Raw genomic sequence first — 23,255 nt, 5'->3', positions numbered from 1 at the left:
GCGACATGTCCGTCGGTATCAAGTTGTAAATTCGTCCCTATTCTCCCTCCCGCCGATCGGCGAAGGCGGCAGGGCGCAGTTTGATGATATGGTCGGCATTGGCGCTGCTACCATTCGGGCGGTTACCCAGATAATAGCTTTTCTGCCATTTTGCCGACCGTGCTGCGGATTCCGGCTGAGCCAACTCGGCGTTGAAGCGGGTGCGCCCCTCTGACCATGAATGATATTCGGCCAGCAGGTCGGGTGCATCGGACAGGCGGCGGATTTCCGGTTCCACCTGTCCGATCAGGTCGCGCCGCACCGGGAACAGGCCGCAAAACGGCTCCCCCGCCTCAAACCGCACCGTCTGGCCGGGACGGGTGAATTTCCAGTTCATGGTGAAGCTGTAGGGTGCCCAGTCGGTTTCCACCACCCCGGTCAAGGGCGCGATAGCATCCTTGGGCGCATTGGCCGGCCCCTGCACATACAGGTTCCAGCCCGGTTCGGTGCGGAACAGTGCCTCGACATGGAAGGTCAGGATGCCGGACCCGAAATGCGAAATGGCCGGCGGTCGGTCGCCGGCATCCAGTGTCACCCGCATCGCTGTTGGGCTGGTGCCGCCATCCCAGATGGCACTGAACCCGATGGGGCAGAGGATTTCCCAGCCATGCGCATTGGCAATATTCAGCGGCAGGCAGCGATAGGCATAGCCGTCCGGCGTGGCATCCATCCAGTCCCGCGTCGCCGGTGCCGGGCGCAGCAGCGGCGGCGGATCATAGAGCGCGTAGCAGGTCAGCTTCATGCCTCGCCTTTCCAATGCCATTCTGGTGTGATCGGTTACACCCGCTGTGGCATCAGCTCCGCCCCAATATCCAAGCCGGGCTGATCGGATATCTGCATCAGCAGTTCATCCACCTCCCGCTCTGCCGTATCGGCATAGCGGTCGAACAGGGTTTCCACCACCAGGGCCTGGAACTTTTCCCGCGGGCAATGACCGCTGACATAGTCGCTGTCCAGCGCCACCTGCTGGGCGGTGCGGAACGGTCCGGTCAGGGCAGGGGGCACGGCGGCGGCATCCAGCAGGCAATGCAGGCCCAGCACGCCATCATCCCAGGCCAGGATGCTGGCGGCCTGGCTGGCAATATTGGCCCGCGCCGCCATGCCGGCGACGAACAGTTCCAGATCGCCGGCGCACAGCGCGCGGAACAGCACCTGCGGCGTCAAACGGCCCTGGCGGAACAGGTGGCGGGCCACCATTTCCGCATCATCCGGCGACAGCAGCAGCGGCTGCAGCAGGCGCAGCGTCGCCGCCTCCCGCCCGCCCTCGGCCAGCCTTTTGGCCAGGGATGGTTCGATTTGGTGATCCTGGATCAGTTGCTGGCGCACATCTTCCGACACCAGGGCGATCATGCGTTCGACCATGGCCAGGGTGATTTCCGGCCGGGCCGCCACGCTGTCGGCCACCAGCCGGAACTGGCCGAACCGCTCGGCCGCGCGTTCCAGCGTGGTTTCCTTCACGGCGGCTCCACGATTGCGCAACAGATGCACCACGGTCAGCACATTGCCGGTTTCCACCAGGGCAGCCGACACGGCGGCCGAGACACTGCGGCGGCCGGCAATGGCCAGTTGCTTCTGCGCATCCCGTTCGGCCACCACCTCCAGCAGCAGCGCCTCCGGCAGCCCGTCCACATATTTCAGGATGGGCACGGCCACCTGCGCCACGTCACGCACCAGCCGTTCGGCCAGATCACTGGTCAGGATGGGGCTGTTATGGATCTGCCAGGCGACCGCGGCCCGTACCTCCGTTTCGGCATCGGCGGCAAAGGCGCGCAGAATATCCAGCGCCAACCGCTTTTCCGTTTCGGTCAGGCTGCCTTCCTCCATCTCCGTGACCAGCTTGGCCATGGTTTCGATGCGGGATTCCGCACCGGGCTGGCGCAACAGCCGATCAACATCCCGGCTGGTCAGCCGGGCACGGATAATGGGCCGGGGCGGGGCGGCCAGATCCCCTTCTTGCAGGCGGGGAACGATGCCCATGCCTCAGTCCTGGCCGCGGCCGTCATAGCGGACGATATCACCCCACATACGCTCCAGCCGGCGCAGCATCCGATAGGTCGTTTCCAGATCGGTACCATCGGCGGGGTTGCGCAGCAGCTGGGTGGCCTGCCGGTTTTCCAGCTTGCCGATCTCCGCACACAGCCATTCGCCCTTTTCCGACAGACGCAGCCGGGCGGCGCGGCGGTCGCGCTGGGAAGCGGCCCGGTCAACATAGCCCTGTTCGACCAGATGCTTCAGATTATAGCTGGCGTTGGAGCCCAGATAATAGCCGCGCTCCATCAGGTCGCGGACGGACAGCTCATCATCGCCGATATTCAACAGCATCAGCACCTGCATCGGGCTGATATCATCCACGCCGATCCGGCCCAACTCCACCCGCACCACGTCATGCAGCCGGCGCTGCATATGATCGATGACACGGGCAATATCCCGATAAAGGGCCACAGTGCTGGCAGGCGAGGTATCCCCGGTGCGGCCATCGGGCTGGCGAGCCTCTACACCCCGGTTCTCCACCGAACGTTCGGTGCCGTCGAGTGACCGGTCACCAATCCGGGTCAATCTGATCATCTTGCCAAATCCCTCTTCGCCCGCCGCCATCCGTCATCCCCTTTGGATCATCCCGCCGGATTTGCATCCACACGCATTATATCCAAACGTCATAGACGGGCCGCACCCAGCGGGGCGGCGGCGCCTGCACATTTACCCAGTCCTAGATTATCGTCTATCCGCGGCACTGCAAGGATATCCGTCACAGATTTCCCCCATGCAGTGGAGATAGAACGGAAGGCGGGGGTCAGATATCGGCCCCTGCATCCACATAATCGCCGAACACATGGTCCATCACGCGGGCCGGGTTGGCGCAGCCGGCCTCCCCCACCACCTTGGCGGGGACACCGGCCACGGTGACGCAGGGCGGCACATCGCGCAGCACCACCGAACCGGCGGCCACGCGGGCGCAATCACCGATGCGGATATTACCCAGCACCTTGGCATTGGCGCCCAGCAGCACGCCGGAGCCGATCTTGGGATGGCGGTCGCCATGTTCCTTGCCATTGCCGCCCAGATTGACCCCGTGCAGCATGGAAACATTGTCGCCGACCACGGCGGTTTCCCCCACCACCACGCCGGTGGCATGGTCAATCATCACCCCGCGCCCGAAACGGGCAGCCGGGTGGATATCGACGCCAAAGACGACGGAGGAACGGCTCTGTAGGTAATAGGCGACGTCGCGCCGTCCCATATGCCACAGCCGATGGGCCAGCCGGTGCGTCTCCAAGGCCTGGAAGCCCTTGAAATACAGCACCGGTTCGATATGGCGGCCGCAGGCCGGGTCACGGTCCAGCACGGCGGCGATATCGGCGCGGAACACCTGGCCCAGTTCCGGCTCTGCCTCCACCGCCGTCTGCAGCGCCTGCACCAGCAGTTCGGCCGGCATGTCGGTATGGTGCAGCCGGTTGGCGATGCGGTGGATGACGGCCGATTCCAGATTGGGCTGATTCAGGATGGCGCCATAGAACAGGCTGGCCATCAAGGGTTCCGCCACCACGGCCTGCTGCGCCTCTGCGCGCAGGGCGGCCCAGATCGGGTCCAACTGGGGCACAAGGTCGGTGTTCTGGGCGGTTGCGCGTGCAGACATGGGATCAGCCCCCCTGCTTTCCATGAAGAATGGCTTTGCCGGTTATTTGATCACCGGCGACGCTTGGTGCAAGCGGGAAACACCCTGCCGCCCGGCATGGTTGCCACGCGCCCGGCGGGGTGCCGGGTGTTACAGGGCTCACGCCGGGTCGCCACTGCCATCCGCAATGGCGCTGGCAGGGAAACTGTCGGGGAACAGCCAGGGGCGCATATCGTCCAGCAGCCGGCGATTGCCCAGGGGCAGGGGCAGTTGCTTGCCCGCATCGCTGGTGATGGCGCCGGGGAAATGCCGGCTGGCCCGCCGCACCTGGCGCACCGCTTCCAGATCGTCACAGCGCGTGGTGATGAACAGGGCCTGCGGGGTCGGGCCATTCTCCCCCGCCGTCACCTGCCATAACTCATACAGCACCCCGTCATCCCAGGCGCGGTGCAGCGTTTGAATCCGGTGGGTGATGCCATCGCGGCCGATCTGGAACAGGGCCAGATAGCGCTCATTGTTCAGGGCCGGCTGCGCCGTCAGCACCACGCCCCATTGTGCCGCCAATGTTTCCGGCAGCACAGACAACCCATCCAGGCCCGCCGGTGGCTGCTCCAGCAGGGTGACGGCTTGTTCAATCATCCAGATGGCGGCCGCATCCAGGTTGGCGACTGTATCGCCCTTATTCCCACCCATCACCATTTTGGTTTTCCATCTGTCCGGCGCTGCCCATCCTGTCGGCCGGTTCCGGTTATTTATGCGATTGCGTGACCAGGGCCACCATGAAGCCCTGGCAATTATGGTAAAGCCTGGGCGTCGTGTGCGGTTGTAGCAACTTTTCGTCCTATAGCACCTTTGATAGTATTGCCGCGCTCTATGATAAAGATTCGATAATAGATTTAAAATCGAAATGTATGAGATGCCTGCAAGCTTTCTTGCGTCCAATCCCCCCGGCTGACATGGTTGGCAACAAGACCCGTGCCAGGATTGGATGATGCCGGATATTGAGAAAACAACCCCCAATGGCTGCCCGGTGGAACCGGCGGTGCGCACCATCGCCATGCCGGGGGATACCAACCCGGCCGGCGATATTTTCGGCGGCTGGCTGATGGCGCAGATGGATCTGGCCGCCGGCAATGCGGCCGCTCGCCGGGCGCGCGGCCGCTGTGCCACCATCGCCGTGGATGCCATGGTGTTCATCCGGCCCGTGCTGGTGGGGGATGAGGTGAGCCTTTATGCCGACATCACCCATGTCGGCCGCAGCTCCATGAAAGTCCATGTGGAAGCCTGGCGCCGCAGCCGGGAGGGGGAGGAGCGTTTCAAGGTGACGGAGGCTTTGTTCACCTTCGTTGCCATCGATGGGGAGGGCCGCCCCCGCCCGGTGCCGCCGCTGGATTGACGGGATCGGTCAGTCTGGCTGGCCACCGGCCCGGAAGCGGCCAGCCAGCCAGGTGCAGACGATCAGCTGGATCTGATGGAAGATCATCAGCGGCAGGATCAGCAGCCCCACCTGACCGGCAGAAAACAGCACGCCGGCCATCGGCACGCCGGAGACGAGGCTTTTCTTCGATCCGCAGAAAATCAGGGTAATGCGGTCCGCCCGGTTGAAGCCCAGCAACCGTCCGGCCAGGGCTGACAGCACCAGCGCCAGCGCCAGCAGCACGGTGCTGGCCACCAGAATGGTGACCAGATCGATCGGCGCCACCTTGTGCCACAGCCCTTCGGCCACGGCGGCGCTGAAGGCGGAATAGACCACCAGCAGGATGGATCCCCGGTCGCTATAGCCGATCAGTTGCTTATGCCGCGCCACGAACGCACCGATCAGCGGGCGCAGCAAATGGCCGCCGACAAACGGCACCAGCAATTGCAGCAGGATCGATTCGATGGCGTGCAGCGAAATCCCCGCCTCCCCGTTGGTCTGCATCAGCAGGCCGACCAGCACCGGCGTGATAAAGATGCCCAGCAGGTTGGAAGCCGAGGCAGAGCAGATGGCCGCCGGCACATTGCCGCCGGCCATGGAGGTAAAGGCGATGGAGCTTTGCACCGTGGAGGGCAGCAGGCAGAGGTAAAGCAGGCCCCCGGCGATGCCCGGCGACAACAGCCATGCCGGCAGCAACCCCATGCCCAGCCCCAACAGGGGGAACAGCACAAAGGTGGTGGCCAGCACCGTCAAATGCAGCCGCCAATGCCCGATGCCGGCTAGAATGGCCTCGCGCGACAGCTTGGCACCGTGGAAGAAGAACAACAGCGCGATAGCGATATCGGCCGCCACATCCACCCACCCCACCAGCACCCCGCTTGCGGGAAACAGGGCGGCCAGCCCCACCGTTGTCAACAGGGCCAGCAGGAACGGGTCGATCACCGTGCGCAGGAAACGGAACATGGTCGCAGGCCTACATCATCATCTTCGCCTTGCCTTGACTTAAAGCCCCAATTCCCCGCCGCACCAACCCCGCACCGCACATGGGTTCCATGCCCGTCCCCCTATGCTGGGCCGATAGGGGCGCCACGGTACGGTCAAAGCCATTATCGCGGGTGACAAGCAGCCTTAGTGCTGATAAGGGTATATCAATATACCATTTAATGTTCCGCTTCAGCGGGCAAGGCTTTTGGGGTTGGGGCAGTCTCTCATGGCGAAAACGTTGGTGGAAAAGTTATGGTCACGGCATTGCGTCGCCGATCTGGGCGATGGGACGGACCTGCTTTACATCGACCGGGTGCTGCTGCATGAGCGCACCGGCTCCATCGCGCTGAAGGGGCTGGCTGAACAGGGGCGTGCCGTGCGCCACCCGGACCGCGCCTTTGTCTGTATGGACCATATTGTCGATACGCGGCCGGGCCGGGGGGATGAAACCCTGATGCCGGGCGGCGAAGCCTTTATCCGCGAAACCCGCGCGGCGGCCAATGCCGCCGGCATCCGCATCTTCGATATTGGTGATAACCGTCAGGGCATTGTGCATGTGGTGTCGCCTGAACAGGGCATCGCCCTGCCGGGGCTGACCCTGGTCTGCCCGGACAGCCATACTTGCACCCAGGGCGGGCTGGGTGCCTTGGCCTGGGGCATCGGCTCGTCGGAGGCGGCGCACGCGCTGGCCACCCAGACGCTGGTGGTGCGCCGCCCGCGCCAGATGCGGGTGTGGTTTGAAGGCGAATTGCCGCCCGGCGTCGGCGCCAAGGACATGATCCTGCACCTGATTGCGGCCCATGGGGCCGGCGGCGGGTCTGGCTATGCCATTGAATTTGCCGGGTCCGCCGTTTCCGCCTTGTCGGTGGAAGCGCGCATGACCCTGTGCAACATGGCCGTCGAATTCGCGGCCTGGACCGGCCTGTGTGCGCCCGATGCCAAGACCATCGCCTGGGTGGAGGGGCGGCCCTTCGCGCCCAAGGGGATGGCTTGGGCGCAGGCGCTGGCCGATTGGGCCGATCTGGTGACCGACGCCGGTGCGATCTTCGACAAGGAAATCGTGGTGGATTGCGCCAGCATCGCCCCCACCATCACCTGGGGCACCAGCCCGCAACACGCGTTACCGGTCACGGGTTTGGTGCCTGATCCCGCCCATGCTGCCGATGCCAACGCGGCCGAGGCCCAGCGGCGGGCGCTGACCTATATGGGGCTGGAGCCGGGGCAGGCGCTGGCGGGGCTGCCCATCGATGGCGCCTTCATCGGCAGTTGCACCAACAGCCGCCTGTCGGACCTGCGGGCCGCAGCCGCCATCCTGAAGGGCCGGCATGTGGCACCGGGCGTGCGCGCCATCTGCGTGCCCGGTTCCGGTCTGGTGAAGGCAGCGGCGGAGGCCGAGGGCCTGCATCAGATCTTCCTGGATGCCGGGTTTGAATGGCGCGAAAGCGGCTGTTCCATGTGCTTCTTCGCCGGGGGCGAGAGTTTCGGCAAGGGGGAGCGGGTGGTGACCTCCACCAACCGCAATTTTGAAAACCGCCAGGGGCCGGGTACGCGCTCGCACCTGGCCAGCCCGGTCACGGTGGCGGCATCGGCCATTGCCGGTCGCATTGCCGATGCCCGCGCGCTGGTCGCCCAGCCGGTGGAGGCTTGATCCCATGGAAAAATTCATCCGCCTCACCGGCATCGCCGCCCCGCTGTTCCGCGCCAACGTGGATACGGACGCCATCATCCCGTCCCGCGAAATGAAGCGCGTCTCCAAGGAAGGGTTGGGGGAGGGCATGTTCGCCGACTGGCGTTACAGCGACGTGGCGAACCGGGTGGAAAACCCGGATTTCGTGCTGAACCGCGCGCCCTTCCGCCAGGCCCCGATCCTGCTGGCCGGGGCCAATTTCGGCTGCGGTTCCTCGCGCGAACATGCCGTCTGGGCCTTGAAGGATTATGGGGTGCGCTGTGTCATCGCCCCCAGCTTCGGGGCGATTTTCCAGGGCAATTGCGTGCGCAACGGCATCCTGCCGCTGGTGCTGCCGGAACCGGAGGTGGCGGCCTTGGTGGAAGCCGCCGGTCCCGCCCCACTGGCCATCGATCTGGATGGCCAGACTGTCCACAGCGCAGACGGGCGCACGCTTTCCTTCAGCATTGCCCCGGCGGATCGGGAGATGTTGCTGGAAGGGCTGGATGCCATCGGTGTCACCCTGAAGCGGCTGCCCGCCATTGCGGAATTCGAGGGTGCCTACCGCACCCGCCATCCCTGGATGTTTGCCTGATTTTCCTTTTTTTGAGGGATTGAAATGCCGAACGATAACAGCACCGCCCCCCTGCCGCTGGCCGGGCTGAAAGTGGTGGAATTCACCCATATGGTGATGGGGCCGGCGGTCGGCATGGTGTTGGGCGACTTAGGTGCCGATGTCATCAAGGTGGAACCGATCGGCGGCGACAATACCCGCCGCCTGCTGGGGGCTGGCTCTGGCTATTTCCCCATGTATGGCCGCAACAAGCGCAGCCTTTCCGTGGACCTGAAGTCCGAGGAGGGCAAGCAGATTGCCTTCGACCTGATCGACAAGGCCGATGTGCTGATCGAAAATTTCCGCCCCGGCGCCATGGAGGCGCTGGGCTTCGGGGAGAAGGCGCTGGCCGCCCGCAACCCCAATCTGGTCTATTGCTCGGCCAAGGGCTTCCTGTCTGGCCCCTATGAACATCGCGCCGCCCTGGATGAGGTGGCACAGATGATGGGTGGCCTTGCCTATATGACCGGCCCGCCGGGCCGCCCCTTACGCGCCGGTTCGTCGGTGATCGATGTGATGGGCGGGCTGTTCGGGGTGATCGGCGTGCTGGCCGCCCTGATCCAGCGCGGCACGCTGGGCCGGGGTCAGACGGTGAAATCGGCCCTGTTTGAAAATTGCGTCTTCATGGTCGGTCAGCATATGGCCCAGTACGCCGTGACCGGTAACGCCGCGCGTCCGATGCCGGTGCGTATTTCCGCCTGGGCCATCTATGACCAGTTCCGCACCAAGGAAGATGAGATCGTCTTTGTCGGTGTGGTGACGGATGGCCAGTGGGTCAGCTTCTGCAAGGCGTTCGGCCTGGACGATTTTGCTGCTGATGAAACGCTGGCCCGGAATAATGGCCGCGTGCAGGCGCGTGACCGGGTGATCCCGCGTGTCCAGGAACTGTTCCAGACCTTCACCAAGGCCGAACTGCTGCAAAAGCTGGAAGAAATCGGCCTGCCCTTTGCCCCGATCAACCGGCCGGAAGATCTGTTCGAAGACCCGCATCTGGTGGAATCCGGCGGCCTGCTGGAACTGCATCTGCCCGATGATCAGCGTTCCATCCGCCTTCCGGCTCTGCCGGTGGAAATTGACGGCAAGCGCCCGACCATCATCCATGATCTGGCCAAGCCGGGCGCGCACAGCAAATCGGTGCTGGCCGAACTGGGCTATGACACCACCCGCATCGATGACCTGCTGGCGCGCGGCCTGATCGCCCAGGCGGAGGGTTGAGCCATGGCCGGAACCTTTATCGAGATTTCCGAGGTCGGCCCCCGCGACGGGCTGCAGAGCATCAGCCCGATCATGCCGACGGCGGCCAAGAAAGCCTGGATCGCCGCAGAGGCAGCAGCCGGCGTGCGGGAGATTGAGGTTGGTTCCTTCGTGCCGGCCAAGGTATTGCCGCAACTGGCCGATACGGCGGAAATCGTGGCCTATGCCCGCACCATTCCGGGCCTGACCGTTGCCGTTCTTGTGCCAAATCTTAAGGGTGCGGAAGCGGCCATTGCGGCGGGTGCGCATAAGATCACCATCCCGCTGTCGGTGTCGGAAACCCATTCCCTGCGTAATGTCCGCCGCACCCATGCGCAGATGCTGGAAGAAACGGCGGCCATTGCCGAGCGCATCAAGGCGCTGCCGGCGAAAAGCCGGCCCAAGTTTGAAGGCGGTCTGTCCACCGCCTTTGGCTGCACCCTGGAAGGGGTGGTGCCGCAGAAAAAGGTGCTGGAAATCGCCGAGGCCCTGATGAAGGCCGGCTGTGACGAGGTGGGCCTGTCCGACACCACCGGTTACGCCAACCCGGCCCAGTTGCGTTCGATGATCCGCGCCGTGCGTGGCGTGGTGGGCGACCATGCCTGCAGCGGTGTGCATCTGCACAATACGCGCGGGCTGGGGCTGGCCAATGCGCTGGTGGCGCTGGAAGAGGGGATCACCACCCTGGATGCCTCTCTGGGCGGCATCGGCGGTTGCCCCTTCGCGCCGGGTGCGTCCGGCAATATCGTCACCGAAGATCTGGTCTTCATGCTGGCGGCCATGGGCTTTGACACCGGCATCGACCTGGAAAAGCTGCTGGCCGTGCGTGATATCGTGAAGCAGGCCCTGCCGGAAACGGAACTGTACGGCTTCACGCCGGATGCCGGCCTGCCCAAGGGCTTCGTGGCTGGCGCCCCCTATCCGCCGAATGAAAAGTGAGTAATGACGCGGCCCCAGCCGCTGGCCAGATGCCCAGCCGTCGCCAGATGCTGGGCTTCGGTGCCTTGGGGCTGGGCATGTTTCTGGCCATCTTGAATGTCCAGATCGTTGCCGCCTCTCTTGGCCCCATCCGTGATGGGTTGAAGGCCAGCGCCGATCAGATCAGTTGGGTCCAGACCAGCTATCTGATTGGTGAGGTGCTGATGATCCCGCTGACCGGGATGCTGACGCGCATCCTGTCCAGCCGATACCTGTTCGTGCTGTCCGCCGGTGGCTTTGCCCTGTCCAGCATTGGCTGCGCCTTGGCCAGCAGCATGGAAGCCATGGTGGCAGCCCGCGCCATCCAGGGTTTCATGGGCGGGTCCATGGTGCCGGCCATCTTCGTGGCCGTGTTCCGCCTGTTCCCCGATGGCAGGCGCGGGGCGGCCATGGCGGCGGTCACCGTGCTGGGCACCTTGGCCCCCACCTTTGGGCCGACGCTGGGCGGGCTGGTCACGGCGGCCCTGTCCTGGCATTGGCTGTTCCTGATCAATGTCTTTCCCGCGCCCCTGATCATGCTGATCGGCTGGCGCACCATTGATTGGGACAAGCCCGACTGGTCGCTGGCCCGCCATATCGACCTGACCGGCACCGTGCTGCTGACCCTGGCCTTGGGTGGCGGCATCTATGTGCTGGAAGAAGGCCATCGCCATGGTTGGTTCGGCAGCGTAACAATAACCATTTCCAGCGCTGTTGCCCTGGTGGCCTCCCTGCTGCTGGCCTTCCGGCTGCGTTATGCCCGCTATCCGGTGGTGGATATGGCCCCATTCCGTCAGCCGCTTTTCATCATTGGCAGCGCCTATTCGGTTTTGATCGGCATCGGCCTGTTCGGCACCGTGTTCTTGCAGGTGTTGTTCATGGATATGGTGCTTCATTTCGACCCCGTTACAATCGGCGTCGTCATGGGCATATCCGGGCTGGCCCAGTTCTTCTTGACCCCGCTGGTCGGCTGGGCCAGCGACCGGGTGGAGCCGCGCCTGCTGCTGGGGCTGGCGCTGGCCTGCTTCGTGGCGGCGGCCTGGTGGCTGGCCGGTGTGGGGCCGGGCTGGGGGCAGGGCGATTTCATCGGCCCGCAGGTGCTGCGCGCCATCGCCATTTCCTTCATCTTCCCGCCGGTCAGCCTGATCACCTTTGCCCGCATCGCCCCCCGGCTGGTGCCCGATGCCAGCGGTATCTATAATCTGGTGCGTATGCTGGGCGGGGCGGTGGCCATTGCTGGCCTGAACAGCATGATCTCCCTGCGGGAAGTGGCGCACCGGGCCGCAGGCCAGGCGGATGCGCTGGCCCTGGCCTTTCAGGATGCCTTCCTGCTGATCTTTGCCCTGTGTGTGCTGGCCCTGTTGGCCTGCTGCTTCCTGCCCAGCCTGAAGCGCTCCGCGTCATAAAGGGGGTTCCCCGCCCGCCACGGGGGCTCTACCCTGATCCATGGATGGGCCGTTCCGGTGGGACGGCCCGCTTTGAATGGGTAAAAGGTTTTTCGTGATGTTGGACAAGTTGCTGCGCGGTGTTGCCATCGCCGATCTTGAAACCGCGATGGAACGGCTGGGCCTGGCGGCGACGCTGGAAACGCTGCCCAATGGCACGCCGGTGCTGCGCTCTGCCATTGGTGGGCTGGCCTTCAATGTGCGTCCCGGCGGGCTGATGGCGTCGGAAGACGGGCAGCGCCATGGCGATTTCAGCTTCAACCTGATGGTTCAGACCGAAAAGCCGGTGGATGGCAATATCCTGAATGAATGGAACCGACAAAAGCGCTTTGGTCGCCTGTTCCAGCGTGATGATTTCCTGGTGCTGGAAATGGATGTGCTGGCCGTGGGCATCAGTGGTGATCAGATCCTGGCCAGCCTGGAAATCTGGGGCCGGCTGGTGGTGGAGGTCTTGACCTTCCTGCGCACCGCCCACGCCCCCGCTGCCGGTAATTCCTGAGCCAGAAGAAGCCGTTACGGCAGCAGCACCGCAGCACCGGTAAAGGCACCGGCCCGCAGGTCGGCCAGTGCCTCATTGGCGCGGATCAGCGGATAGGCGTGGATTTCCGTATGGAGGGGGATACGTCCTGCCAGTTCCAGGAATTCCAGTGCATCCTGCCGCGTCAGGTTGGCGACCGACAGCAATTGCCGTTCCTGCCATAACAGGTGATAGGGCATGGCGGGGATATCGCTCATATGGATGCCGGCGCAGACGACACGCCCGCCGGGTTTGACCGCCGCCAGGGCTGCCGGCACCAGGGTGCCATCCGGGGCGAACAGGATGGCGGCATCCAGCGGTTCCGGTCCTGGCGCGTCCGAGGGGCCGGCCCAGTCCGCCCCCATCCGCCGGGCGAAATCCATCGCCGCCGCATCGCCCGGCCGCACAAAGGCATAGACCCGCCGTCCCTGCGCCTTGGCCACCTGGGCGATGATATGGGCGGCCGCTCCAAAACCATAAAGCCCCAGCCGCTTCCCCTCGCCCGCCATCCGCAGCGCGCGATAGCCGATCAGCCCGGCGCAAAGCAGCGGGGCGGCGGCCGCATCGCTGTACCCATCCGGGATGGCGAAGCAGAAGCGGGCATCGGCCAGGATATGGCTGGCATAGCCGCCGGCCAGCGTATAGCCGGTGAAGCGCGCCTCCGTGCACAGATTCTCCCGGCCTTCGTGGCAGGCATCGCAATTGCCGCAGGCCCAGCCTAGCCAGGGCACGCCCACCCGCTGGTCCAGATGGAACCCACCCACGCCGCTGCCGATGGCGGCCACCCTGCCCACCACCTCATGCCCCGGCACCACAGGCAGGGCAGGGTGGGGCAGTTCGCCATCCACCAGATGCAGGTCGGTGCGGCAGACACCGCAGGCACAGACGCGGATCAGCAGCTGGCCGGGTCCAGGGGCAGGCGCCTGATGCCATTCCAGCACCAGCGGCTGGCCCGGTTGTTTCAGCACCATGGCCGGATGTTTGCCTTCCATGACACACCTCCCTCGGATCGTTATAGATCGATCCGATATTCACTGTGCGCCAACCCGCCTCACCGGGCCTTGACCCATATCAAGGCGGTGGTTCCTTTTCCGGGTCTATCGTGGAAACACGGTGGAGGATGAAACCATTCCGCCGGTAAATGGGTGGAAAAATGCTGAAACTGAAGCGGGTGGGTGTCGATACGCGGCAGGAGAATGTGGCCTTCCTGTCCCGGCACTGCACCATCTATCGCGCGGCGGAGTTTGCCGGTTTGGAAAAGGTGGAAGTGGCGGCCAATGGCCATCGGATCATCGCCGATCTGGTGATGGTGGATGATCCGGCCCTGCTGGGGGCGGATGCGCTGGGCCTGTCGACCACCGCCTTCAACCATTTCGGAATGCCGGAGGATACGGCGGTCCGCCTGAAATATGCGACACCCGCCCGCAGCCGCGACGCGCTGCACGCCAAGATTCAGGGCAGTGAACTGGGGTCGGACCAGTTCGCTGCCATTATCGATGATATCGCCCATCACCGCTATTCCCGGGTGGAGGTGGCGGCCTTCATCGTCGCCTGCGGTGGTTTCATGACCACGGCGGAAACCCTGCACCTGACCCGTGCCATGGTGGCGGCCGGTGACCGGCTGTCCTGGGGCAATGGCGTGGCGGCCGGCGGGCTGGTGGTGGACAAGCATTGTATCGGCGGCATTCCGGGCAACCGCACCTCCATGATTGTGGTGCCGATTGTCGCGGCCCATGGTCTGCCCATCCCCAAAACCTCTTCCCGCGCCATCACCTCCCCCGCTGGCACGGCGGACACGATGGAGGTGCTGGCCAATGTAGAGGTCGGGCTGGAGCAGATGCGGGAGATTGTGCGGGAGGTGAAGGGCTGTCTGGTCTGGGGCGGCCATGTCCGCCTGTCGCCCGCCGATGATGTGCTGATTTCGGTGGAACGGCCGCTGAATATCGACACGCGCGAACAGATGGTCGCCTCCATCCTGTCCAAGAAACTGGCGGCCGGCTCCACCCATCTGGTGATCGATGTGCCCATCGGCCCCTCGGCCAAGGTGCGCACCCAGAATGATGCGCTGCGTCTGCGCAAGCTGTTCGAATATGTCGGCGATGCCATCGGGCTGAACCTGCGCGTCACCATGACCGATGGCAGCCAGCCGGTGGGCAATGGCATCGGCCCGGTGCTGGAGGCGCGCGATGTGATGGCCGTGTTGGAGAACCGGCCGGAAGCGCCGGTGGATTTACGGGAACGGGCCCTGGCACTGGCTGGGCGTATTCTGGAATTTGATCCGGCCCTGCGCGGCGGGGCCGGCATGGCGCGGGCACGCGAGCTGCTGGCCTCTGGTGCGGCGCTGACCACCATGCACAAGATCACGGCTTTGCAGGGCAAGCCCCCGCGGGAAGCTAGGCTGGGCCACCTGTCGCGGGAGATTGTGGCTGAGCATGATGGCACCGTGGTGGCCATCGACTGCTACCGCATCGCGCGCATCGCCCGGCTGGCCGGTGCGCCCTTTGATGCCGGGGCCGGCATCGACCTGCTGAAGAAGGCCGGCAGCTTCGCCCAGGCGGGCGAGCCGCTTTATCGAATTTATTCCGATACCGAAACAGATTTTCGTTTCGCCTGCGGAATGGCGGCTGAGAACAGCGGCTTTACCCTGGGCGTCACCCCGAAAGCCGGAGAGGCCGCCTGATGAATGATACCCATCCCAGCGATCCGACCATCAGCTTCCATGGGGCGGCGGGTGGTGTCACCGGCTCCTGCTTCCTGATCCGCCATGCCATGGGCAGCCTGCTGCTGGATTGCGGCCTGTTCCAGGGCCCGAAGACGGAGCAGGAGCTGAATTACCGCGACTTCGCCTTTGATGTCACGGAGCCGGCGGCCCTGGTGCTGACCCATGCCCATATTGATCATAGCGGGCTGATCCCCAAGCTTTACCGCCATGGTTTCCAGGGACCGGTCGTCACCACCCATGGCACGGCGGATTTATTGACCTTCATGCTGCCGGACAGCGGCCATATCCAGGAAACGGAGGTGCGCTACCTGAACCAGCGCAACCGCCAGCGCGGCCGCCGGGAGGTGGAGCCGATCTATACCCGTATGGATGCCGAACGCTGCCTGTCGCATATCCGCGCGGTGGACCGTGATGTCTGGGTGGATGTGGCGTCCGGTGTGCGGGCGCGTTTCTGGGATGCGGGGCATATTCTGGGCTCCGCCTCGGTGGAACTGGAACTGCCGGGGGCCGATGGGCCGGTGCGCATGGTATTCTCCGGCGATCTGGGTCCGGGTGACAAGCCGTTCCACCCGGACCCGAACGGCCCCACCCGGCCTGACTGGCTGGTGGTGGAATCGACATATGGCGGGCGGGAACGCCCGGTGATTGATGCCGCCAGCCGCCGGCTGATCCTGGCGGAGGAATTGCGCGCGGCCCTGAAACGCGGCGGGCCAGTGGTGATCCCTGCCTTCGCCGTGGAACGCACCCAGGAACTGCTGTACGACCTGGACCTGCTGTTCGACAGCAAGGAACTGCCGGCGGTGGAGGTGTTTCTGGACAGCCCGCTGGCCGTCAATGTCACCCGTATTTTCGACAAGCATCTGCCGGATGTGAACCAGCCCGGCACGCCCGCCCCTTTCAGCCGCCGCAACCTGCATCTGATTGAGGAGGTGGAGGCATCGAAGCGGCTGAACCGGCTGACCGGCAATGCCATCATCATCGCCGCCTCGGGCATGTGCGAGGCGGGGCGCATCCGCCACCATCTGAAAAACCACCTGTGGCGCAACAGTGCCACGGTGCTGCTGGTGGGCTATCAGGCGCCGGCCACGCTGGGCCGGCTGTTGCAGGATGGCGTGTCCCGCGTGCGCATCCATGGGGAAGAGGTGGAGGTTCGCGCCACCATCCGCACCATCGATGCCTATTCCGGCCATGCCGACCGCGCTGCCCTGATGCAGTGGATATTGGCCCGCCTGCCGGTTGCCGGCGGCATCTTCCTGGTGCATGGGGAGGATCAGGAACGGGTGGCCCTGCGCGCCAGCCTGATCGAGGCCGGGCTGGACGGCAACAAGATCCACCTGCCGGGCCTGGATGAGGTTTGGAGCCTGACCCCGCGCGGCGCCAAGCCCCTGACACCCACCCATCCGCCCCGCATTGACAAGGCAGCGGTCGCCAGACCCGATTGGCACAATGACTATGCCGCCACGGTGCTGGCGCTGGCGGACAATGTACGCAAGATGCGGGATGACAAGCAGCGTGCAGCGCTGCTGGCCAAGGTGCGGGCGGTGCTGGAGACGCAAACGTAAGGCGTAGGCAGGATATCCCCACGTGGGTCGGGGGGTGGCAATGTGGCGGGTGATGGTGGATGGTGATTTCATCCGCCCACCGATTGCCCTGGGGTTCCATCCATGCGCCACCGCCTTGCCGGCCTATTGCTGTTGCCTCTGCTGATCCTGTCTGCGGCCGCCGCCGGGGCGGCGGATAACCCACAGCGCCCTTTTGCCGATGATGTGGTCTATTTTCTGGTGACGGACCGCTTTGCCAATGGCGACCCGGCCAATGACCGGGGCGGCATCATTGGCGGACCGGCGCAGCATGGGTTCGACCCGGCTGATATCGGCATGTTCCAGGGGGGCGACCTCAAGGGGCTGACGGCGCGCCTGGACTATATCGCCGGGCTGGGGGCGACGGCGATCTGGATTACCCCGCCTGTCGTCAACAAGGTGGTGCAGCAGTATGAAGGCGGCATGTCCGCCGGCTATCACGGCTATTGGGCTACCGACTTTCTGAATGTCGATCCGCATTTGGGCAGCAATGCGGATTTCCGTGCCTTTGTGGATGCGGCCCATGCGCAGGGCCTGAAAGTGATCATGGATATCGTCGTCAATCACACGGCCGATATCATCCAGTATCAGGAATGTCGGGGGGCGGGCGATGCCTGCCCCTATCGGTCCCAAGGGGATTATCCAGGCGCTGCCTATACACCTGTGCTGCCAGCGGGCCAGCAGGGGGTGAAGAACCCGGCCTGGTTGAACGATGTGCGCCATTACCACAATCGTGGTGATAGCAGCTTCAAGGGGGAATCCAGCCTGCTGGGGGATTTCGCCCGCCTGGATGATCTGCGTACAGAGGACCCGTTTGTTGCTGAGGGGTTGATCAGGATTTACAAACACTGGATCGGCACGTACCGGATCGATGGTCTGCGGCTGGATACGGCCAAGCATGTCAATCCGGATTTCTGGCACCGTTTCGTCCCCGAGATCACCGCCTTCGCCCAGGAACAGGGGATTGCTGATTTCACCATTTTCGGGGAGGTGGCGGATCGCAACATCGCCGATCTGGCGGCCCAGACGCATCTGACACGGTTGCCCTCGGTACTGGATTTCGGTTTCTTTCAAGCAGCCATCGACACGCTGGCCGATGGCCAAGGCAGTTATGTTTGGGAGAACTGGCTCCGCGCCGATATCCTTTATCCCGACACGCTGAACCGGGCCACGCTGCCCACCTTCATTTCCAATCATGATAATGGCCGGCTGGCCTATTTCATCCGCCGCACCCACCCGCAGATGCCCGCGGATGAGGTGCAGGCACGGGTGATGCTGGGCCATGCCTTGATGTTCCTGGGGCGCGGGGTTCCGGTGCTTTATTATGGTGATGAACAGGGTTTCATCGGGCTGGGTGATGATAAACAGGCTCGCCAGCCCATGTTTGCCACGGCGTCACAGCAATTCAACACCGAACCCCGTCTGGGCCCCCACCCGGCGGCCGGGGGTGACAGTTTCAATCCAGCCCATCCGCTTTACCGGGCAACGGCTGAACTGGCGGCCGTCCGCCGTGATCATCCAGGCCTGCGCCGCGGGGAGATGGTGATCCGCCACGTGGAGGAAAAAGGGGGCCTGCTGGCCTTTTCCCGCATCGACCGGGTGGGTGGACGTGAATATCTGGTGCTGGTGAACATGGATAACACCCCGCGCACACTGGGTGTGCCGGTTGAGGCATCAATGGCGCGCTGGCAAGGGGTGCGTGGTGCCTGTCCGATGGAGGGCAGCGCCCCCAGTGCCATCCGTGTCACCGTGCCAGGGCTGGATTATCTGGTCTGTATGCGGCCGCTTGCTTGATGCCCCCTGTCTACCGCACACCCAGATAATCCAGCGACTGCGTCAGCCCGGCCTCCGGGTTGGCGCTTTCATCTTCCAGCACGAACCAATCCACCTTGCTGGCGGCGGCGAGCAAGGCCGGCCAGTCGATCGAACCCTGGCCGACGGGGACGAAATCGGCTTTGTCCGCCCGTCCATCGCTGCTGGTGCCGGCCCCCGGCCGGATATCCTTCACATGCAGCATCCGGATACGCTCAGGGTATCGATGCAGCAGGGCTACCGGGTCAGCCCCGGCCCGGACCACCCAGAACACATCCATTTCCACCATCACACAGGCCGGGTCGGTGGCGGCCATCAACCGGTCGAACAGGCTGTCGCCTTTGTCGACCCCCGCCAGTTCATAGCCATGGATATGGTACATCAGCCCGATGCCGGCGGCCGTCAGGGCCGGACAGGCGGCATTGTAGGTGGCAGCCACCTGATCCATGACGGACTCCGTCAAAGGCGCCAGTCCCGGTTTCACCCAGGCGACCCCGACATAAGACAATTTCAGCGCCTTGGCCCGGTCGATGATGCCGGGAAGGTCCGTTTTCAGGTCGGAAAGCTGCACATGGCTGCCGATGGCGCGCAGCCCCGCCTTGTCCAGCGCCCGGCTCCAGCCTTCTGCCGTCAGGCCCGGCATCGGGTAAAGCTCCATCTGCCTCAGCCCCATGGCATGGACCTTTGCCAAGGTACCCTCCAGATCGGCTTTCAACTGGCCATGCAGGCTGTAGAGCTGCAGGCCCAGCTTCTCCGGGGCAATGCGCGGGGCGGCCTGGGAGGGCAGCGCAAGGCTGCCGGCCAGGACCAAGGCGGCGGCGACATATTGTTTCACACCCATCGCTGTTCTTCTCTCTTTAGGGGGCCACCAGCCGCGGCAGGCTGCGGATCGGTTCCAGGGTGATGTTGCGAAAATAGGTATCCGCCCCTTCCGATTGCAACTGGATATGGCCCTGTGTCAGGGGCACGGGCTTGCCGTCCGCCGTATCGCGGCGGGACAGGCCCCAGACTTCCATCACGGGCACGCCGTTCACCACATGGATGGCCCGGTCGCCCAGCACGTAAAGATCCAGCACGTTCCACTGGCCGGCTGGCTTCTCGGCATCCATGGCGGCTTCCACGTTCCAGGCAGGCTGGGCGACCGAAACTTCCTTGCCACCCGGCATATAGCGACGCTGCGGATAGATGATGGAAGGATCATGCCCTGCCTTGGTCTGGATGCCGACATGGGTGCCCACGGGCACCACCATGCCGACGGAGCCCAGCATGATCTCGAACTCCACCGCTGCCATCCAACTGCCAAAGACAGCCCCCGGCGCCCCGTGGGAATGGTAAAGCAAGCCGTTATTCTGCGGCTTGTCGGCGCGCGGGGCGTGGCGCTCCCGCCCCCATTTATATTCCAGCCGCAGATGGTAATCACCATAGAGGCCCTGGTGGACGATGCCGCCCCAGATTTTACCGGTGATGAAGAGAGCGGGCGCTCCATCTTCCATCACCACATTGAAAATGCCGAACCGGTCCTGGTTCAGGCCGTAGGTCGGCGCTGGATCGGGCTTGAACGTGTGGGACGGGTCGGCATAGCCCAGCCAGCTGTCCCAGCCTTCCAGGTTACGGCCGTTGAACAGGTTGATGGCGGGGCCGGTGGGGGCGGGGATATCCACCAGCCGTTGCGGGCGATAGGTGAAGGCCGGATCGCCGGCAATCGCGGCGGCCTGGGCGGCGTCGATCTTTTCCACCTCTGCCGCAGGGCCGGACATGGTCAGCAGAAAGCTGAGGGCGGCCAGCAAGGGCCGCCATGCCTGGTAACGCATTCCTGATTTCCTCCCGGTCCTGATTTGGACAGAACTTGACAGCGCTGTCATATCTCAGGTTACTGGGAAAACTGGACGATGCCAATAGGTAAAGGTTTGTGAGCCTAAAGCCCGGTTTCGATGCGGCGGATATAGGTCGGAACCAGCTGGCGGATCAGCGTCGGCGCCATGCGCAACAGCTCATCGAAGCGGTGGCGGGGGATCACCTCGCACACAGAATGTTCGATGGCGGTAACACTGGCGGCACGGTTGGCGTTGCGCAGCAGGGCCATCTCGCCGAACACGCCGCCCGGCCCCACCTGGGCCAACACCTGAACCTCGTCTTCTGCGGTTTCCTTCCAGACCTCCACCAGGCCGCTTTGCACCAGATAGGCATAATGGCCTTCATCGCCGCGCCGGAAGATCACCCGACCGGCCGGGTAGGTCTCCCGCCGCAGCAATTTATAGGTCCGCTCCGACACGATGGGATCACCATCCAGCATCGGGTCGCTGGCGGGGGTGGGGATGCCGTTGATATTACGCAGGGTGCGGATCAGTGACCGCAGCACGAATCGCACCAGCGGCGGGCTGGCCCGCATCTGCCGGGTCACCAGATCGGGGGAGATCATTACCAGCCGTGTCGGCTCCATGGTGGCGATACAGGCCGATCGGGGAGCATTATCCAGCAGCCCCATTTCCCCGGCAATTTCCCCCGCACCCAGCACGGCCAGCCGGTGTTTACTGCCGTTGACAGCCCGGAAAACCTCCACCCGACCGGCCGCGATCAGGAAAGCCGCCCCGGATCGGTCGCCTTCCTTGACCAACAGCTTGCCGGGGCCGACCTCGATCTCTTCCAACGCAGAATCCTCTTTCATCCGGGGCGCCGTTTCAAGACGCCGGCCTGAAAATACGTTGGTAGGATCATTGTCGGCAAGCCCGTTGCGGCGCTGCGGCATTCGGGCAGAACCAAACGGCCGCCAGCATGTGGCATCTTGATCAAAATAGGTCGATAGTAATCCTAGGTTGCAAATATTCTTGATGCAACATAGTGGCGCTTATGCCGGCTGGCCCCACGTGCCGCCGGTCAAGGCTGATCTTTATATACAGAATAGATAAAATCCTGGATTTTATCGGCTTCCGCAGCCTACATCTTTTGATGTCAATTTCTTTCTTCGTTCCCAGGATGCGCGCAGCTTTCCCTGCCATGGCCCTGTTTGTGCTGGCTGCCGGCTCTGCCGTGGCGCAGCAAACCCCTGTGCAGCTGCCGGGCAGTGTGGAGCCGGGGCGGCCAACCCTGCCGGCCCCGTTGGCAGAGGAAAGCCGCGTTCCCAAGGCGCAGCTGCAATTTTCCATCCCCGCCCAGCGCAAGGGCGCGCCTGCCGGGGCGGCGGCCGATCTGCGTTTCACCCTGTCGCGCGTGCTGATTGATGGTGCCCAGACCATCCCGGTGCAGCAGGAATTTGCCCAACCGCTGGCCGCCCTGCTGGCCCGCCCGGTGACCCTGGCCGATGTCTCCGGCGTGGCGGAGGCGATCCAGGCTCGCTATCTGGCGGCCGGTTACGGGCTGACCCGCGTCTTCGTGCCGGCGCAGGAAATCAAGGATGGCACCATCACCATCAAGGTGATTGAGGGACATCTGGAAAAGGTGCGGGTGGAGGGCGGCACTGCCGACGACCGGGCGCGGGTAGAGGCCCGGCTGGCCCCCGCCCTGGCAGCCCGCCCCGCCCAGGTGCCGCTGATCGAACGCGGGCTGCTGCTGGTGGACGATCTGCCGGGGGTGACGGTGACCGGGCTGATCCGGCCGGGCGATGCCTTCGGGGCGGCGGAATTGCTGGTGGGGGTGGAACGTGCGCCCTGGGGGCTGGTGGCCGGCATCGGCAATCGCGGGTCGGATTTTGCCGGCCCCTGGTCCGGCTTTGTTGATCTGGCAACCAATGATGTGCTGGGGCTGGGGGAACAGTTGGGTGCCACCCTGTCCGCCACGCCGGAGATCAGGGAACAGCGTTCCGCCAATCTGCGCTGGTTGCAGCCCCTGTCCGGCGCCGGCCTGACCCTGACCAGCAATGGCAATTACAGCCGGGGCCGGCCCGGTGCGGCGCTGAAACCCTTTGCCGTGGCGACGGAGAGCTATGGTTTCGGCCAACGCCTGTCCTGGCCGCTGATCCGCAGCCGCGCCCGCAACCTGTCGCTGGAAGGCGGCTGGAATGCCCAGCGGGCCACGGTGCGCATCCTGAACGCGCCCTTCAGCCGGGATGATTGGCGCAGTGTGGATATCCGCGTCCTTTTCACCGCCCAGCACCTGCTGGGCGGGGATGTGCTGGCCATGGGCGGGGTGACGCGCGGGCTGGGCATTCTGGGGGCGACGGAGAAGGGATCGCTGAAAGCCTCCCGCCCCAAGGTGGAGCCGGACTTTACCAAGTTCAGTGGCGAACTGGGCTATGCCACCCTGATCGGGGCGGGCGTCAGCGCCAGCCTGACCATCGCCGGCCAGTACAGCCCCGACACCTTGCCGGCGGGGGAGGAGTTCGCGCTGGGCGGCAGCCGTTTCGGACGCGGCTATAATGGCGGCGATCTTTCCGGCCCGTCCGGCATTGGCGGCGGGCTGGAACTGCGCCGCCGCTTCGATCCCGGTATTGCCTATGTGGATGGCGTCACCCCCTATGCCTTCATCGACAGCGGGCGGGTCTGGGACAGTGTGGCCGCCGACACCCATCTGGTGTCGGCCGGTGGCGGGCTGCGCATCGGTCTGGCCGGCAAGGCCAGCCTGCTGCTGGAAGGGGCGCGCACGCTGCGCCGTTTGCCCATCCCCGGTGCCACGCGGGAACGTACCCGCCTGTTCGTCGATCTGACGGTGCAGCTATGAGGGT

General features: G+C 64.4%; 21 protein-coding genes. 11 read left to right on the top strand and 10 right to left on the bottom strand.

All coding sequences use genetic code 11. The features are described from left to right. Positions 1-37 precede the first annotated feature (37 nt). The 5 genes from GE253_RS04630 to GE253_RS04610 all read right to left on the bottom strand — a co-directional run bounded on the left by GE253_RS04630 (position 38) and on the right by GE253_RS04610 (position 4,351). Complete coding sequence (locus GE253_RS04630) at positions 38-781, bottom strand: DUF6065 family protein (protein WP_153202978.1); 744 nt, start codon at positions 779-781, stop codon at positions 38-40. 35 nt (positions 782-816) lie between these two features. After that, the gene (locus GE253_RS04625; RefSeq protein ID WP_153202977.1) at positions 817-2,016 is read right to left on the bottom strand and encodes a DUF2336 domain-containing protein; all 1,200 of its coding nucleotides are present in this window, start codon (positions 2,014-2,016) and stop codon (positions 817-819) included. A gap of 3 nt (positions 2,017-2,019) precedes the next feature. Then, entirely contained in the window at positions 2,020-2,604 is a 585-nt protein-coding gene (locus GE253_RS04620; protein ID WP_153202976.1) for a MarR family transcriptional regulator, read from the bottom strand. Between the two features lie 226 nt (positions 2,605-2,830). Further along, positions 2,831-3,673 (bottom strand): serine O-acetyltransferase, encoded by an 843-nt coding sequence (gene cysE, locus GE253_RS04615; RefSeq protein ID WP_153202975.1) that lies wholly within the window; start codon positions 3,671-3,673, stop codon positions 2,831-2,833. Positions 3,674-3,811: 138 nt separating this feature from the next. After that, on the bottom strand, positions 3,812-4,351 hold the full coding sequence (locus tag GE253_RS04610) for a hypothetical protein (RefSeq protein ID WP_153202974.1): 540 nt from the start codon (positions 4,349-4,351) through the stop codon (positions 3,812-3,814). Between the two features lie 289 nt (positions 4,352-4,640). Here GE253_RS04610 and GE253_RS04605 point away from each other — a divergent pair, with 289 nt between their 5' ends. Next, the gene (locus tag GE253_RS04605) at positions 4,641-5,048 is read left to right on the top strand and encodes an acyl-CoA thioesterase (protein WP_153202973.1); all 408 of its coding nucleotides are present in this window, start codon (positions 4,641-4,643) and stop codon (positions 5,046-5,048) included. Between the two features lie 9 nt (positions 5,049-5,057). Here GE253_RS04605 and GE253_RS04600 read toward each other — a convergent pair whose 3' ends face one another. Then, positions 5,058-6,032, bottom strand: a complete 975-nt coding sequence (locus GE253_RS04600; RefSeq protein ID WP_153202972.1) for a bile acid:sodium symporter family protein — start codon at positions 6,030-6,032, stop codon at positions 5,058-5,060. Positions 6,033-6,279: 247 nt separating this feature from the next. Here GE253_RS04600 and GE253_RS04595 point away from each other — a divergent pair, with 247 nt between their 5' ends. The 6 genes from GE253_RS04595 (at position 6,280) to GE253_RS04570 (ending at position 12,466) form a co-directional block, all read left to right on the top strand. Beyond that, on the top strand, positions 6,280-7,701 hold the full coding sequence (locus GE253_RS04595; RefSeq protein ID WP_153202971.1) for a 3-isopropylmalate dehydratase large subunit: 1,422 nt from the start codon (positions 6,280-6,282) through the stop codon (positions 7,699-7,701). A gap of 4 nt (positions 7,702-7,705) precedes the next feature. Continuing rightward, positions 7,706-8,314: a 3-isopropylmalate dehydratase small subunit gene (gene leuD, locus GE253_RS04590; RefSeq protein WP_153202970.1), complete on the top strand. Its 609-nt coding sequence runs from the start codon at positions 7,706-7,708 to the stop codon at positions 8,312-8,314. 24 nt (positions 8,315-8,338) lie between these two features. Beyond that, positions 8,339-9,547: a CaiB/BaiF CoA-transferase family protein gene (locus GE253_RS04585; RefSeq protein ID WP_153202969.1), complete on the top strand. Its 1,209-nt coding sequence runs from the start codon at positions 8,339-8,341 to the stop codon at positions 9,545-9,547. Between the two features lie 3 nt (positions 9,548-9,550). After that, positions 9,551-10,504 (top strand): hydroxymethylglutaryl-CoA lyase, encoded by a 954-nt coding sequence (locus tag GE253_RS04580; protein WP_153202968.1) that lies wholly within the window; start codon positions 9,551-9,553, stop codon positions 10,502-10,504. Continuing rightward, the gene (locus GE253_RS04575) at positions 10,501-11,928 is read left to right on the top strand and encodes a DHA2 family efflux MFS transporter permease subunit (RefSeq protein ID WP_153202967.1); all 1,428 of its coding nucleotides are present in this window, start codon (positions 10,501-10,503) and stop codon (positions 11,926-11,928) included. The genes GE253_RS04580 and GE253_RS04575 overlap by 4 nt, the downstream gene beginning before the upstream one ends. Before the next feature lie 97 nt (positions 11,929-12,025). Next, on the top strand, positions 12,026-12,466 hold the full coding sequence (locus GE253_RS04570) for a YbjN domain-containing protein (protein ID WP_173012496.1): 441 nt from the start codon (positions 12,026-12,028) through the stop codon (positions 12,464-12,466). A 14-nt stretch (positions 12,467-12,480) separates the two neighbouring features. On the opposite strand, the gene GE253_RS04565 is transcribed toward GE253_RS04570, so the two are convergent. Next, positions 12,481-13,476: a zinc-dependent alcohol dehydrogenase family protein gene (locus GE253_RS04565; RefSeq protein ID WP_153202965.1), complete on the bottom strand. Its 996-nt coding sequence runs from the start codon at positions 13,474-13,476 to the stop codon at positions 12,481-12,483. A gap of 161 nt (positions 13,477-13,637) precedes the next feature. Here GE253_RS04565 and GE253_RS04560 point away from each other — a divergent pair, with 161 nt between their 5' ends. The 3 genes from GE253_RS04560 (at position 13,638) to GE253_RS04550 (ending at position 18,580) form a co-directional block, all read left to right on the top strand. Next, positions 13,638-15,164: a thymidine phosphorylase family protein gene (locus GE253_RS04560; protein WP_153202964.1), complete on the top strand. Its 1,527-nt coding sequence runs from the start codon at positions 13,638-13,640 to the stop codon at positions 15,162-15,164. Then, a complete protein-coding gene (locus GE253_RS04555; protein WP_153202963.1) occupies positions 15,164-16,768 on the top strand; it encodes an MBL fold metallo-hydrolase in 1,605 nt (534 codons plus the stop codon). The genes GE253_RS04560 and GE253_RS04555 overlap by 1 nt, the downstream gene beginning before the upstream one ends. Before the next feature lie 102 nt (positions 16,769-16,870). After that, positions 16,871-18,580 (top strand): alpha-amylase family glycosyl hydrolase, encoded by a 1,710-nt coding sequence (locus GE253_RS04550; RefSeq protein WP_153202962.1) that lies wholly within the window; start codon positions 16,871-16,873, stop codon positions 18,578-18,580. A 10-nt stretch (positions 18,581-18,590) separates the two neighbouring features. Here GE253_RS04550 and GE253_RS04545 read toward each other — a convergent pair whose 3' ends face one another. The 3 genes from GE253_RS04545 to GE253_RS04535 all read right to left on the bottom strand — a co-directional run bounded on the left by GE253_RS04545 (position 18,591) and on the right by GE253_RS04535 (position 21,263). Further along, positions 18,591-19,439: a sugar phosphate isomerase/epimerase gene (locus GE253_RS04545; protein WP_153202961.1), complete on the bottom strand. Its 849-nt coding sequence runs from the start codon at positions 19,437-19,439 to the stop codon at positions 18,591-18,593. 16 nt (positions 19,440-19,455) lie between these two features. Beyond that, entirely contained in the window at positions 19,456-20,409 is a 954-nt protein-coding gene (locus GE253_RS04540; protein ID WP_211101342.1) for a DUF1080 domain-containing protein, read from the bottom strand. Positions 20,410-20,513: 104 nt separating this feature from the next. Further along, a complete protein-coding gene (locus GE253_RS04535; protein ID WP_173012495.1) occupies positions 20,514-21,263 on the bottom strand; it encodes a cyclic nucleotide-binding domain-containing protein in 750 nt (249 codons plus the stop codon). 329 nt (positions 21,264-21,592) lie between these two features. Here GE253_RS04535 and GE253_RS04530 point away from each other — a divergent pair, with 329 nt between their 5' ends. Next, positions 21,593-23,251 (top strand): ShlB/FhaC/HecB family hemolysin secretion/activation protein, encoded by a 1,659-nt coding sequence (locus GE253_RS04530; RefSeq protein ID WP_173012494.1) that lies wholly within the window; start codon positions 21,593-21,595, stop codon positions 23,249-23,251. Positions 23,252-23,255 lie beyond the last annotated feature (4 nt).

It is taken from the genome of Niveispirillum sp. SYP-B3756 (genome assembly GCF_009495745.1).
GTDB lineage: Bacteria > Pseudomonadota > Alphaproteobacteria > Azospirillales > Azospirillaceae > Niveispirillum.
The sequence above is the reverse complement of the archived record's forward strand: the minus strand, read 5'-3'. Positions and strand labels throughout refer to the sequence as shown.